The 12,426-nt window shown below is 71.2% G+C and carries 10 protein-coding genes; 6 read left to right on the top strand and 4 right to left on the bottom strand.

The features are described 5' to 3' along the window. A complete protein-coding gene (locus ACFO9I_RS13125; RefSeq protein WP_379181504.1) occupies nucleotides 1-366 on the bottom strand; it encodes a hypothetical protein in 366 nt (121 codons plus the stop codon). A 132-nt stretch (nucleotides 367-498) separates the two neighbouring features. Here ACFO9I_RS13125 and ACFO9I_RS13120 point away from each other — a divergent pair, with 132 nt between their 5' ends. Genes ACFO9I_RS13120 through pruA form a run of 3 tightly spaced genes read left to right on the top strand, consistent with a single transcriptional unit; the run spans nucleotide 499 to nucleotide 4,055 of the window. Further along, nucleotides 499-1,977 carry a WS/DGAT/MGAT family O-acyltransferase gene (locus tag ACFO9I_RS13120; protein ID WP_379181503.1) on the top strand — a complete coding sequence of 493 codons (1,479 nt, stop codon included), beginning with the start codon at nucleotides 499-501 and terminating at the stop codon, nucleotides 1,975-1,977. Next, complete coding sequence (locus ACFO9I_RS13115; RefSeq protein ID WP_379181501.1) at nucleotides 1,974-2,375, top strand: DUF6912 family protein; 402 nt, start codon at nucleotides 1,974-1,976, stop codon at nucleotides 2,373-2,375. Before ACFO9I_RS13120 ends, ACFO9I_RS13115 begins: the two co-directional genes overlap by 4 nt. Nucleotides 2,376-2,426: 51 nt before the next feature. Beyond that, complete coding sequence (pruA, locus tag ACFO9I_RS13110) at nucleotides 2,427-4,055, top strand: L-glutamate gamma-semialdehyde dehydrogenase (protein WP_379181499.1); 1,629 nt, start codon at nucleotides 2,427-2,429, stop codon at nucleotides 4,053-4,055. A gap of 106 nt (nucleotides 4,056-4,161) precedes the next feature. Here the strand turns inward: pruA and ACFO9I_RS13105 are convergent, their stop codons facing one another. Further along, complete coding sequence (locus tag ACFO9I_RS13105) at nucleotides 4,162-5,235, bottom strand: alkene reductase (protein ID WP_379181498.1); 1,074 nt, start codon at nucleotides 5,233-5,235, stop codon at nucleotides 4,162-4,164. A 120-nt stretch (nucleotides 5,236-5,355) separates the two neighbouring features. Between ACFO9I_RS13105 and ACFO9I_RS13100 the strand changes: the two genes are divergently transcribed. Beyond that, nucleotides 5,356-5,556 carry a hypothetical protein gene (locus tag ACFO9I_RS13100; protein WP_379181496.1) on the top strand — a complete coding sequence of 67 codons (201 nt, stop codon included), beginning with the start codon at nucleotides 5,356-5,358 and terminating at the stop codon, nucleotides 5,554-5,556. Here the strand turns inward: ACFO9I_RS13100 and ACFO9I_RS13095 are convergent. Then, nucleotides 5,541-6,023, bottom strand: a complete 483-nt coding sequence (locus ACFO9I_RS13095) for a DUF2505 domain-containing protein (RefSeq protein ID WP_379181494.1) — start codon at nucleotides 6,021-6,023, stop codon at nucleotides 5,541-5,543. The two genes, ACFO9I_RS13100 and ACFO9I_RS13095, sit on opposite strands and share 16 nt — an antisense overlap. Nucleotide 6,024: 1 nt before the next feature. Continuing rightward, a complete protein-coding gene (locus tag ACFO9I_RS13090) occupies nucleotides 6,025-6,507 on the bottom strand; it encodes a DUF2505 domain-containing protein (RefSeq protein WP_379181493.1) in 483 nt (160 codons plus the stop codon). Between the two features lie 43 nt (nucleotides 6,508-6,550). On the opposite strand from ACFO9I_RS13090, the gene ACFO9I_RS13085 reads away from it, so the two are divergent. Together ACFO9I_RS13085 and ACFO9I_RS13080 are read left to right on the top strand one after the other, a co-directional pair. After that, complete coding sequence (locus ACFO9I_RS13085; RefSeq protein ID WP_379181491.1) at nucleotides 6,551-7,354, top strand: tryptophan 2,3-dioxygenase family protein; 804 nt, start codon at nucleotides 6,551-6,553, stop codon at nucleotides 7,352-7,354. Nucleotides 7,355-7,456: 102 nt separating this feature from the next. After that, a complete protein-coding gene (locus tag ACFO9I_RS13080; RefSeq protein WP_379181489.1) occupies nucleotides 7,457-12,349 on the top strand; it encodes an NAD-glutamate dehydrogenase in 4,893 nt (1,630 codons plus the stop codon). Nucleotides 12,350-12,426 lie beyond the last annotated feature (77 nt).

Genomic DNA, 12,426 nt, shown 5'->3' with positions numbered 1-12,426 from the left:
TCAGCGGACTTCGAGGGAGACGATCGTCTTCTCCAGCGAGTGGGACTCGACCTCGACGATGCCGGGCTTGTCGATCGGGTCCATCGTCACCGTGGAGGTGCCCTTGGCGTACTCCAGCTCCTGCTCGGGGGAGGAGTGGACGTGGATCTCGCCGGGCGCGTCCGCGGTCACCTTCAGCTCGATCGGCTGCCCGACCGAGACCTCCACCCGGTCGCCGTTCGGGGTGACGGTGTCGCCGTCGAACGTGACCTCGATGACCTGGGGCTCGTCGCTGGACGAGGAGGGCGTCGAGTCGTCGCCGCCGCACGCGGTGGCGGTGGCGAGGGTGCACGTCAGGACGGCGAGGATCGCCATGATCCGGCGCATGTGGTGAGATCCTTACTAGTCGGTAGCCAAGGTGGGACATGCCCGGAACGGGGCGTCACCTCTGCCAGAATCCCACGTTGAGCAACCCGTCCACCCCGCCACCCCCGGGCAGACGTGACGAAAGGGCACCAGATGAGCGAGCGGCTGCGGCCGCGGGACCTGGCCTTCCTGGCCGCCGAGTCCCCGTCGACGCCCCTGCACAACGCCACGGTCGAGATCTTCGAGCCGGGGGACTCCGGGTTCGACCACGAGCGGCTCCTGGAGCTGATCGAGGACCGGGTCTCGTTCGTGCCGCGCTACCGCCAGCGGCTGCAGTCGGTGCCCGGCCGGCTGGCCAACCCGGTGTGGGTCGACGACGAGCACTTCGACCTCGCCTACCACGTACGCCGCTCCGCGCTGCCGCGCCCGGGCAGCATCGACCAGCTCCGCGAGCTCGTCGCCCGGATCGTGTCGCGGCCGCTCGACCGCAGCCGCCCGCTGTGGGAGATGTACTTCGTCGAGGGCCTCGAGAGCGGCCGCGTGGCGCTGCTGACCAAGTCGCACATGGCGCTGGTCAACGGCGTCGACACCGTCGACCTCGGCCAGGTCCTGCTCGACGTCAGCGACCGCCCCAAGACCCTCGGCGGCGACGAGTGGCGTCCGGTCCGCCGGACCTCGACCACGGGCCTGCTCGTGGACGCGGTCCGCGACTCGGTCTCCCACCCCTCGACCGTGGTCGACACGCTCCGCAGCCGCGGCAACGCCGTGCTCCGGGGCGCCGACGGGGCCCGGCGGCGGACCTCCCGGGTGGTCAACGGGCTCACCGGCCGCGACCCGGAGCGGGAGACCCCGATCACCGGGCCGCTGTCCCAGCAGCGCCGGGTGGTCGCGGTGCGCACCGACCTCGCCGACCACCGCACCGTGCGCCAGGTCCACGGCGGCACCATCAACGACGTCATCCTGGCCACCGTCACCGGCGCCCTGCGGGCCTGGTTGATGGCCCGCTCGGAGTCGCTGCGCGGCCTGCGCCAGATCCGCGCGGTCGTCCCGATCTCGGTGATCGACGAGGAGCTCGAGGCCACCTCGCTGGGCAGCCAGATCGCCGCCCACGTCGTCGACCTGCCGGTCGGCGAGCCCAGTCCGGTCGTCCGCCTGCACCAGGTGTCCTACTCCTTCCTCGCCCACAAGGAGACCGGTCGCGGGGTCGCGGCCAACCGGCTGGCGGGCATCGCGGGCTTCGCGCCGACGACCTTCCACGCGATCGGGTCGCGGGTCGCCGCCGCCGAGCTGCGCCGCGGCTTCCAGCTCAGCGTCACCAACGTGCCGGGGCCGCAGTCGCCGCTGTACGCCGCCGGCGCCCGGATGGTGGCGACCTACCCCGTCCACCCGCTGCTGCCGGGCCACGCGCTGAACATCGGCGTGACGTCGTACGACGGCAGCGTCTTCTACGGCATCACCGCCGACCGGGACCTGCTGCCCGACGCCGACCTGCTGGGCACCTGCCTGAAGGAGGCGCTCGACGAGCTGGTCGACACCGCCACCGGGGTCCGGCCCCGGGTGCCGCGCGGACGCAAGCGGTCCCCCCGCCAGGCCGCGCCGAAGCCCTCGACGCAGACGGTGACCGAGCCGTGAGCGTGCGCGTCTACGTGCCCGTCACGTCCTCGACGCTGGCGACGCTCCTGGCCGAGGGCCGCCTCGCTGGCCCGCTGCGCGCGCACGCGGTCACCGAGGCGCTGCGCTCCGACTGGCCCGACGGGGACGAGGAGGGCTGGGAGTACGCCGCGCTGATGGCCGCCGCGTCGGACTCGGCCGCGTTGCGGGTGACCGGCGACGTGCCGCGTCGCTTCGTGGTGGCCGCCGACGTACCCGCCTGCGAGGCCGTGCCGGGGGAGGACCCCACCCTGGTCGACGTGGCCGCCGACGTGGTCTGGAAGAACGTGGCCTCGGCGCACGTCGACGTGGCCGACGACGCCGACGAGGACGACGACCTGGCCTGGTTCGCCACCCAGGAGATCCAGTACCTCGTGTAGCCGCCGGCCCACGTTTGGGGGCGGCGCCGCAGTGGTGAGACCATCGCGAGCATGGACGCGATTTCTTTCCCGCCGGCTCCCACCAACGAGCCGAACCTGACCTACGCGCCGGGCAGCCCCGAACGGGAGACCCTGCTCGCGGAGATCGAGACCCTCCAGGGCACCCAGCACGACCTCCAGGCCCACATCGGCGGCAGCTGGCGCGCCGGCGGTGGCGCCGAGATCGAGGTCGTGCAGCCGCACGACCACCAGCACGTGCTGGGCGTCCTGCGGAACTCCACGACCGCCGACGCGAAGGACGCCGTCCAGGCGGCCACCGATGCGGCGCCGGCCTGGCGGGCGATGCCGTTCGACGAGCGTTGCGCGATCCTGCTCAAGGCCGCCGACCTGCTCGCCGGCCCGTGGCGCCAGCGGCTCAACGCGGCGACCATGCTCGGCCAGTCGAAGACGGCCTTCCAGGCCGAGATCGACAGCGCGTGCGAGCTGATCGACTTCTGGCGCTTCAACGTCCACTACGCCAAGCAGATCCTCACCGACCAGCCGATCGCGAACAGCCCCGGCATCTGGAACCGCACCGACCACCGCCCGCTCGAGGGCTTCGTGTACGCGATCACGCCGTTCAACTTCACCGCGATCGCGGGCAACCTGCCCACCGCCCCGGCGCTGATGGGCAACACGGTGATCTGGAAGCCCTCGCCCACCCAGCAGCTCGCCGCGCACCTGACGATGCAGCTGCTCGAGGAGGCCGGGATGCCCCCGGGCGTCATCAACATGCTGCCCGGTGACGGTCTCGACGTCTCCGAGGTCGCGCTCGCGCACCCGGACCTCGCCGGCATCCACTTCACCGGCTCGACCCCGACCTTCCAGCACCTGTGGCGGACGGTCGGCAACAACATCACCTCCTACCGCTCCTACCCGCGCATCGTCGGGGAGACCGGTGGCAAGGACTTCATCGTCGCGCACCCCTCGGCCGACCCCGACGTGCTGGTGACCGCGATGATCCGTGGCGCCTTCGAGTTCCAGGGCCAGAAGTGCTCGGCCGCCTCGCGTGCGTACGTCGCCCGCTCGGTGTGGGACAGGATCAAGGACCGCCTGGTCGCCGAGACCGAGGGGATCGCCATGGGCGACGTGCGGGACCTCTCGAACTTCATGGGCGCGGTCATCGACCGGCGCGCGTTCGACAAGCATCAGGCCGCGATCACCCGGGCGCACGAGTCCTCGAGCCTCGAGGTCATCGCGGGCGGCACGGTCGACGACTCCGAGGGCTTCTTCGTGCGCCCGACGATCGTCGAGACCAGCGACCCGACCGACGAGATGTTCAAGACCGAGTACTTCGGCCCGATCCTCGTCGTGCACGTCTACGACGACGCCGACTTCGAGAAGGTCGTGGCGCAGATGGAGTCGTTCGCGCCGTACGCCTTGACCGGGGCGATCATCGCCCAGGACCGCTCCGCGATCGCCTGGGCGCGCAAGGAGCTGCGCTTCGCAGCCGGCAACTTCTACATCAACGACAAGCCCACCGGCGCCGTGGTCGGCCAGCAGCCCTTCGGCGGCGGCCGCGCCAGCGGCACCAACGACAAGGCCGGCGCCGCGGTCAACCTGCTGCGCTGGACCAGCCCGCGCTCCATCAAGGAGACGTTCGTCCCGCCGACGGACTACCGCTACCCGTACATGGGCTGATCGCGGGCTGACGGAGTCACCGGTGAACCGGCGATTCATCCAGTGGCACGCATGACGAGGCCCCGCCGGTGATCCGGCGGGGCTTCGTCATGTCCGGAGGCCCAGCTCAGCCGTCCAGGGAGGGGTAGTCGGTGTAGCCCTCGGCGCCGCCACCGTAGAAGGTGTCGGGGTCCGGCTCGTTGAGCTCGGCACCGGTCTCCCAGCGACGGGGCAGGTCGGGGTTGGCCAGGAACAGCCGGCCCACGGCCACCGCGTCCGCGAGGTCCTCGTCGAGGATGGCCTGCGCCGACTCGCGGGTGGTGATCTCCCCGAAGCCGTCGTTGGCGATCACGACGCCGCCGAAGTCCTTGCGCAGCCGCTGCACGAGGTCCTCGCGCGGGTCGGCCAGGATCGACAGGTAGGCCAGGCCGAGCGGGGCGATGGCCTCGACGAGGGTGGAGTACGTCGCCTCGACGTCGGCCGGGTCGGTCTCGGTCGCGCCCTGGATGTTGTGGGCGGGCGAGATCCGGATGCCGACCCGCTCGGGGCCGATGGCCTCGGCGACGGCCCGGGTGACCTCGATGGCGAACCGGGCGCGGTTGGCCGGGGAGCCGCCGTACTCGTCGTCGCGCTGGTTCGAGCCCGGCGCGAGGAACTGGTGGATGAGGTAGCCGTTCGCGGCGTGCACCTCGACGCCGTCCAGCCCGGCCTCGACGGCGTTGCGCGCCGCCTGGACGTACTCCTCGACGACCCCAGGGATCTCGGCGAGCTCCAGCGCCCGGGGGACCGGGTGGGGCTTCATGCCGGCCGCGGTGAACATCTCGTTCGGCGCGGCCAGCGCGCTCGGGGCGACGGTCTCGAGGCCGTGCTTGTTGTCCGGGTGGGCGACCCGGCCGGCGTGCATGAGCTGGGCGACGATGCGGCCACCGCGTGCGTGCACCGCATCAGCGACGCGACGCCAGCCGGCGACCTGCTCGGGGCTGTGCAGCCCGGGGGTGTTCAGGTAGCCCTGACCCACGGCGCTGGGCTGGGTGCCCTCGGTGATGATCAGGCCGGCGGTGGCGCGCTGGGAGTAGTACTCCACGGCCAGGTCGCCGGGCACGCCCTCGCCGTCCGCGCGGTTGCGGGTCAGCGGCGCCATCACGAGGCGGTGGGGGAGGGTCCAGCTCTTGACGGTCAGGCTGTCGAAAAGGTCAGGCATGGGGCAACAGGCTCCTCGTGCGTCCGGGGATCGTTGAACTCTTGATCAACCTGTACCCCGGCGGAACCATTCCGGAACCCGGCGGTGAGGAGTCTCACCGTGGCGCGCGAGAATGGTCCGGTGACCCCTCCCGTGACGCCCCTGCACATGGGCGCGCTGCACCCCGTCGAGCAGCTGCTCACGGTGCTGCTGGCGTTCGGGCCGTTCCTGCTCCTCGCGGCCGTGGTCGTCGTACGCCGCCGCCAGGACCGCGCCGGGAGCGCGCGCGAGCAGGCCCCGGGCGAGCCGGCCCGGGACGAGCAGGTTCAGCGCGACAGGTAGTCGCGCCCCACCTTGTTCTCGGCCTTGAGCGCCTTGAGCAGCAGCTCGGAGATCAGCCCCTCGATCTTGCCGCCGACCAGCGGGATGGCGACCTTGATGTCGAGGTTCACCGCGTGCACGGTCGGGCCGCCGGAGTCGTCGAGGCGGCCGGTACCGGCCATCTCGCCGGGCTTGCCGGGGATGGTGACGTGGATCTGGCTGGCGTCCATGGTGGCCCAGGTCTCGCGCTGGACGATGTTGATCTCGTCGCCCACGAACTTGCTGGCGAACGACGGGATCCCGCGGGCCGCCTGCACCTGGTCGATCACGACCTCCATGCCGTCCCCGGACCGCTCGACCGTGACCGTGCGACGCAGCACCCGCTGGTAGTCGCACACCTCCTCGCGGAAGGCCGGGTCGGCGAGCATCGCCGCGACCACGTCGGCCGGGGCGTCGTACACGAGCTCGTGGGTCAGTCGCTTCGCCATCTCAGTGCTCTCCCTTCAGCCACGGCACACCGACGCCGTGCTCGGCGTCCATGCCCGCGCGTATCTTCTCGGCCATCAGCTTCTCGAGCCTGCCGCCGACGATCGGGACCTTCACCTTCACGTCCAGCTCCACGATCTCGCGGGTGCCCGAGCCCTGCGGACGCAGGGTGATGGTGCCGGTGATCTCCGTGGGCTTGCCCGGTGCCTCGATGCGCAGCGTGCCGCTGGTCGAGTCGGCCCACTCCTCGCGCTGGATCGCGCGGGTGGAGTCACCGGCGAAGGTCCGGGCGAACGACGGCAGGTCGTCGGTGCGCTGGAGCTGGTCGACGACGAGCGAGAAGCCGTTGCCGGTCCGGTCCAGCCGCACCTCGGCGGAGATCACGTCCTGGGCGTCGCAGGCGGCCTCGCGGAACTTCGGGTCGGCCAGCATCGCGAACACCTGGTCGGGGCCGGAGTCGTAGACGAGCTCGTGTCGGAACAGCATGCCGCACATCATGGCCCACCCGGGAGGACTAGCGTGCACGCCCATGAGTGAATCGTTCGTCTCCTTCGGGGAGCAGGGTGCGCAGCTGACCTACGGCAGCTACCTGCGGCTGCCCCAGCTCCTGGACTCCCAGCACCTGGAGTCCGACCCGCCCGCGCACGACGAGCTGCTCTTCATCACCATCCACCAGGTCTACGAGCTGTGGTTCAAGCAGTTGCTGCACGAGGTCGCGGCCGCGCGGGACGCCATGGCCGGTGGCGTCGAGGGCGGCCGGCTGTGGTGGGCCCAGCACCTGCTGGCCCGCGTGCACGTCATCGAGCGGGTCCTGGTCCAGCAGGTCGACGTGCTGGAGACGATGACCCCGCAGGACTTCCTGGAGTTCCGGCAGCGGCTGGCCCCGGCGAGCGGCTTCCAGTCCGTGCAGTTCCGCGAGCTCGAGTTCCTCTCCGGTGCCAAGGACCCGTCGTACGTCCGCCGGTTCCGGGGCCTGACCGACGCCGAGGAGCAGCGCCTCGCCGCCCGCCTGGAGGAGCCCTCGCTCTGGGACGCGTTCCTGACGGTGCTGGAGTCGTTCGGGCTGGCCGCCGGCAGCGACGAGGAGGTCTCGGCCTCGCTGCGCACCGCCGCCCACGACCGGGACCGGTACGCCGTCGTCTGGGCGCTCGCGGAGGCGTTGCTCCAGCACGACGAGCTCGCCGCGAGCTGGCGCGCACGCCACGTCGTGATGGTCGAGCGGATGATCGGCAGCAAGTCCGGGACCGGCGGGTCCAGCGGCGCCGGCTACCTGCGCTCGCGGATCCCGCTGCGCTACTTCCCGCTGCTGTGGGACCTGCGCTCGGAGCTCTGAACCCACGCCGGGCACACCCGGGGGCACCCGCCGGGCAGACCCGAGGGCAACACGCTCCACCCCCTGTTGGCGAGGTCACAGGCCGAGTCCTAGGGTCGGGGTGTGTCAACGACGACGCTGGATCACGACAAGTCCGCGCTCCTGGCGAAGGCCATCGACCTGGCCCTCGCCCGCAAGGGCACGGGGGGCCCGCCGCACGACGAGGTGGAGGGCCTGCTCAAGGCCTACTACCGGCACGTCGCCCCCGAGGACGTCCTCGAGCGCACCGACGTCGACGTCTACGGGGCGCTCGCCTCGCACTGGAAGCTCGCCGGGAACCGTCCCCAGGGCACCGCGCAGGTGCGGGTGTTCACCCCGACCCTCGGCGAGCACGGCTGGTCGTCCGGCGGTCACTCGGTCGTCGAGGTCGTCATCGACGACATGCCGTTCCTCGTCGACTCCCTGACCATGGAGCTCTCGCGCCAGCTGCGCGACGTGCACGTCGTCATCCACCCGCACTTCGACGTGGTGCGCGACATCACCGGTGCGCTGCAGAGCGTCATGCCGGTCGCGGACGGTTCGCTCGAGCCACCGAGCGGCGCGGTCCGTGAGTCGTGGATGCACATCGAGATCGACCGGATCCGCGAGGGCGAGGACACCAGCGTGATCGAGGACGACGTGCAGCGCGTGCTGCGCGACGTCCGTGAGTCGGTCGAGGACTGGGAGAAGATGCACCTCCAGGTCATGGCGATCGTCGACGAGCTCGACAACGACCCGCCGCCGCTGGACCCCGAGGAGATCCGCCAGGGCCGCGAGCTGCTGCAGTGGCTCGCCTCCGACCACTTCACCTTCCTCGGCTACCGCGAGTACAGGCTCGAGCGCGAAGGCGAGGACGAGCTGCTGCGCGCCGTCCCCGGCACCGGCTACGGCATCCTGCGTGCCGACCAGGACATGTCGGCGTCGTTCGGCAAGCTGCCGGCGATGGTCAAGGCCAAGGCCCGCGAGAAGACCCTGCTGGTGCTGGCCAAGGCCAACTCCCGGGCCACCGTGCACCGGCCGGCGTACCTCGACTACGTCGGCGTCAAGAAGTTCGACGCCAACGGCGAGGTCGTCGGCGAGCGCCGTTTCCTCGGCCTCTACTCCAGCGCGGCCTACACCGAGTCGCTGACCCGGATCCCGCTGCTGCGCGAGAAGGCCGCGGCGGTGCTGAAGCGGATCGGCTTCGACCCGCGCAGCCACGCCGGCAAGGCGCTGATGGACACCCTCGAGACCTATCCGCGCGACGAGCTCTTCCACACGACGGTCGACGAGCTGGCGCCGATGGCCGAGGCGGCCATGCACGCGCGCGAGCGCCGCCAGGTGCGGATGTTCATCCGCCGCGACACCTACGGCCGCTACGTCTCCGTGCTGGTCTACCTGCCGCGCGACCGCTACAACACCAACGTCCGGGAGAAGTTCTCCCAGATCCTCAAGGACCGCCTCGGCGGCGAGTCGGTCGAGTTCAACGTCAGCGTCAACGAGTCGACGACCGCCCGGGTCCACTTCGTGGTGCACCCGCCCAAGGGCGGCACCATCACCGATGTCGACACCGACGACCTCGAGAAGCGGCTGACCGACGCGTCGCGCTCCTGGCGCGACGACTTCACCAGCGCGGTGATCGCGGAGTACGGCGAGGAGGTCGGCGCCGTGCTCGGCCGCCGCTACGTCGACTCCTTCCCCGAGGCCTACAAGGAGGACTTCGCGGCCCGCACCGGCTCGGTGGACCTCGGCCGGCTCGAGGCGATCCAGGGTGACGTCGGGATCGACCTGTCCCTCTACGAGCAGCTCGACGCCGGCCGCGGCGAGGCCCGGCTGAAGGTGTTCCGGATCGGGCCGGCCCTGTCGCTCTCCCAGATCCTGCCGATGCTGTCCTCGATGGGCGTCGAGGTCGTCGACGAGCGGCCCTACGAGCTCGAGGGCCTCGAGCGGCCGACGTACATCTACGAGTTCGGCCTGCGCTACGGCAAGGCCTTGCCCGCGCACTCCCGCGAGCTGTTCCAGGACGCGCTGCGCGCGGTGTGGGACGGCTTCAACGAGATCGACGGCTTCAACGCGCTGGTCCTCGGCGCCGGCCTGACCTGGCGCCAGGCCACGGTGCTGCGCGCCTACGCGAAGTACATGCGCCAGGGCAACTCGCCCTTCGCCCTCGACTACATCGAGGACGCGCTGCGCAACAACGTCGACATCACCCGGCTCCTGGTGCAGCTGTTCGAGGCGAGGTTCGAGCCCGGCCACAACGGCCTGGGCGCCGACGCCGAGGCGCGCACCGCACGGATCGAGGCGATCGAGGAGAAGATCAACCGCGCCCTCACCGACGTGGCCAGCCTCGACCACGACCGGATCCTGCGCTCCTACCTGACCCACGTCCGGGCGACGCTGCGCACCAACTACTTCCAGCCGCTCGACGACCACGACGGCGGCGGCGTGCGGTCCTACATCTCGTTCAAGCTGGAGCCGTCGGCGATCCCGGACCTGCCCGAGCCGCGCCCGAGGTTCGAGATCTTCGTGTACTCGCCGAGGGTCGAGGGCGTGCACCTGCGCTTCGGGTCGGTCGCGCGCGGCGGGCTGCGCTGGTCCGACCGTCGCGACGACTTCCGCACCGAGGTGCTGGGGCTGGTCAAGGCGCAGATGGTGAAGAACACCGTGATCGTGCCGGTGGGCGCCAAGGGTGGCTTCTTCTGCAAGCAGCTGCCCGACTCCAGCGACCGTGACGCGTGGCTGGCCGAGGGCATCGCCTGCTACAAGACGTTCATCTGCGGGCTGCTCGACATCACCGACAACCTCGTCGACGGCGAGACCGTGCCGCCGCGTGCGGTGGTGCGCCACGACAGCGACGACACCTACCTCGTGGTCGCGGCCGACAAGGGCACGGCGACCTTCTCCGACATCGCCAACGGGGTGGCCAAGGACTACGGCTTCTGGCTCGGCGACGCGTTCGCCAGCGGCGGCTCGGTCGGCTACGACCACAAGGCGATGGGCATCACCGCCCGCGGCGCCTGGGTCTCGGTCCAGCGCCACTTCCGTGAGCGGGGCATCGACTGCCAGGCCGAGGACTTCACCGCGGTCGGCATCGGTGACATGTCCGGCGACGTGTTCGGCAACGGCATGCTCTGCTCGGAGCACACGCGCCTGGTCGCGGCGTTCGACCACCGCGACATCTTCGTCGACCCGACGCCGGACGCGGCGACGTCGTACGCCGAGCGGCGGCGGCTCTTCGACCTGCCCCGGTCGAGCTGGCAGGACTACGACAAGTCCCTGATCTCCGCCGGAGGCGGCGTCTGGCCGCGGTCGCTGAAGTCGATCCCGATCGGCAAGGAGATCCGCGCCGCGCTCGGCCTGGACGACGGCGTCACGGCGATGACCCCGGCCGAGCTGATGCAGGCGATCCTCAAGGCGCCCGTCGACCTGCTGTGGAACGGCGGCATCGGCACCTACGTCAAGGGTGCCGACGAGTCTCACGCCGACGCGGGGGACAAGGCGAACGACCCGATCCGCATCAACGGCCGCGAGCTGCGAGCCCGGTGCGTCGGCGAGGGCGGCAACCTCGGCTTCACCCAGCTCGGCCGCATCGAGTACGCCCTGCTCGGCGCGGAGCGCCAGGGCGGGCGGATGAACACCGACTTCATCGACAACTCGGCCGGCGTGGACACCTCCGACCACGAGGTGAACATCAAGATCCTGCTCGACCGGGTGGTCAAGGACGGAGACCTGACCGAGAAGCAGCGCAACAAGCTGCTGGCCGACATGACCGACGAGGTCGGCGAGCTGGTGCTGCGCGACAACTACGAGCAGAACCTCGCGCTCGCCAACGCGGCCGCGCACGCCCCCTCGCTGCTGCACGTGCACGAGGACTGGATGCGCCGGCTGGAGCGTGCCGGTGTGCTGAACCGCGAGCTCGAGGGGCTGCCCAGCACCCGCGCCGTACGACGCCGCCTCGAGCGCGGCGAGGGCCTGACGGTCCCGGAGCTCTCGGTGCTGCTCGCCTGGACCAAGATCGTGCTGGCCGAGGAGCTCGTGGCCTCCGACCTGCCCGACGACCCCTACCTCGACATCGACCTGCGCGCCTACTTCCCGACGCTCATGCGCGAGCGCTTCGAGACGCAGATCGAGGCGCACCCGCTGCGTCGCGAGATCATCGTGACCCAGGTGGTCAACGACCTGGTCAACGGCGCCGGCATGACCTTCTGGCCGCGCCTGGAGGGCGAGACCGGCGCGACCGCGGCGGAGCTGACCCGGGCGAACTTCGTGGCCCGCGAGATCTTCGCGTCGCTGCCGCTGCGCCAGGAGCTCACGACCTACGACAACGTGCTCGACGCCGGGGTGCAGACCCGGATGCGCCTGGAGATGCGCACCCTGGTCGAGCGCGCCTCGCGCTGGCTGGTGTCGAACCGTCGACCGCCGCTGGACAGCCACGGCACCGTCGAGTTCTTCGCCGGACCGGTGCAGCGGGTGATGGAGCAGCTGCCCGACCTGATGATCGGCCGCGAGCAGACGGCCTACCAGAATCGGCGCGACCGGCTCGAGCAGTCCGGCGTCCCGCAGGAGCTGGCAGCGCGGGTCGCGGTGCTGCCGCCGGCGTACATGCTGCTGGGCATCGTCGAGATCGCCGTGCGCGAGGACCTCGACCCGGCCGAGGTGGCGCGGCTGCACTTCGCCCTCGGCGAGCGCCTCGGGCTCCCTGCCCTCGTGCAGCGGATCCTGTCCCTGCCGCGGGAGGACCGCTGGCAGACGATGGCCCGGGCGGCGCTCCGCGACGACCTGCACGCCGTCCACGCCCAGCTCACCGCCCAGGTGCTGTCGGTGACCTCTCCGGACGACTCCGCGCCGGCGCGGGTCGCCACCTGGGAGGACCTCGACAGCGTGGTGGTGCCGCGCGCGGCCTCGACGCTGGAGGAGATCTGCGCCGACGAGTCGGCGGACCTGGCCCGGCTCTCGGTGGGGCTGCGGGTGGTGCGCGGGCTACTGGCGACCGGCTGATCCCGCCCACCCGAGACGGCAGGGCGCCCGAGGAACGGCAGGGAGAAAGGCAGGGCGCCGGCACAACCCGTCGCCCT

Origin of the sequence: Nocardioides sp. GCM10023255 (assembly GCF_042653125.1) — a bacterium.
Classification (GTDB): domain Bacteria; phylum Actinomycetota; class Actinomycetes; order Propionibacteriales; family Nocardioidaceae; genus Nocardioides.
Note: the sequence above shows the minus strand (reverse complement) of the source record. Positions and strands in the feature narration are given on the sequence as shown.

Coding starts and splice junctions, on each gene's coding strand:
- ACFO9I_RS13095 (WP_379181494.1), bottom strand. CDS start 6,023: ATGGCGAAGCGACTGACCCACGAGCTCGTGTACGACGCCCCGGCCGAC.
- ACFO9I_RS13085 (WP_379181491.1), top strand. CDS start 6,551: ATGAGTGAATCGTTCGTCTCCTTCGGGGAGCAGGGTGCGCAGCTGACC.
- pruA (WP_379181499.1), top strand. CDS start 2,427: ATGGACGCGATTTCTTTCCCGCCGGCTCCCACCAACGAGCCGAACCTG.
- ACFO9I_RS13090 (WP_379181493.1), bottom strand. CDS start 6,507: ATGCTGTTCCGACACGAGCTCGTCTACGACTCCGGCCCCGACCAGGTG.
- ACFO9I_RS13125 (WP_379181504.1), bottom strand. CDS start 366: ATGCGCCGGATCATGGCGATCCTCGCCGTCCTGACGTGCACCCTCGCC.
- ACFO9I_RS13120 (WP_379181503.1), top strand. CDS start 499: ATGAGCGAGCGGCTGCGGCCGCGGGACCTGGCCTTCCTGGCCGCCGAG.
- ACFO9I_RS13105 (WP_379181498.1), bottom strand. CDS start 5,235: ATGCCTGACCTTTTCGACAGCCTGACCGTCAAGAGCTGGACCCTCCCC.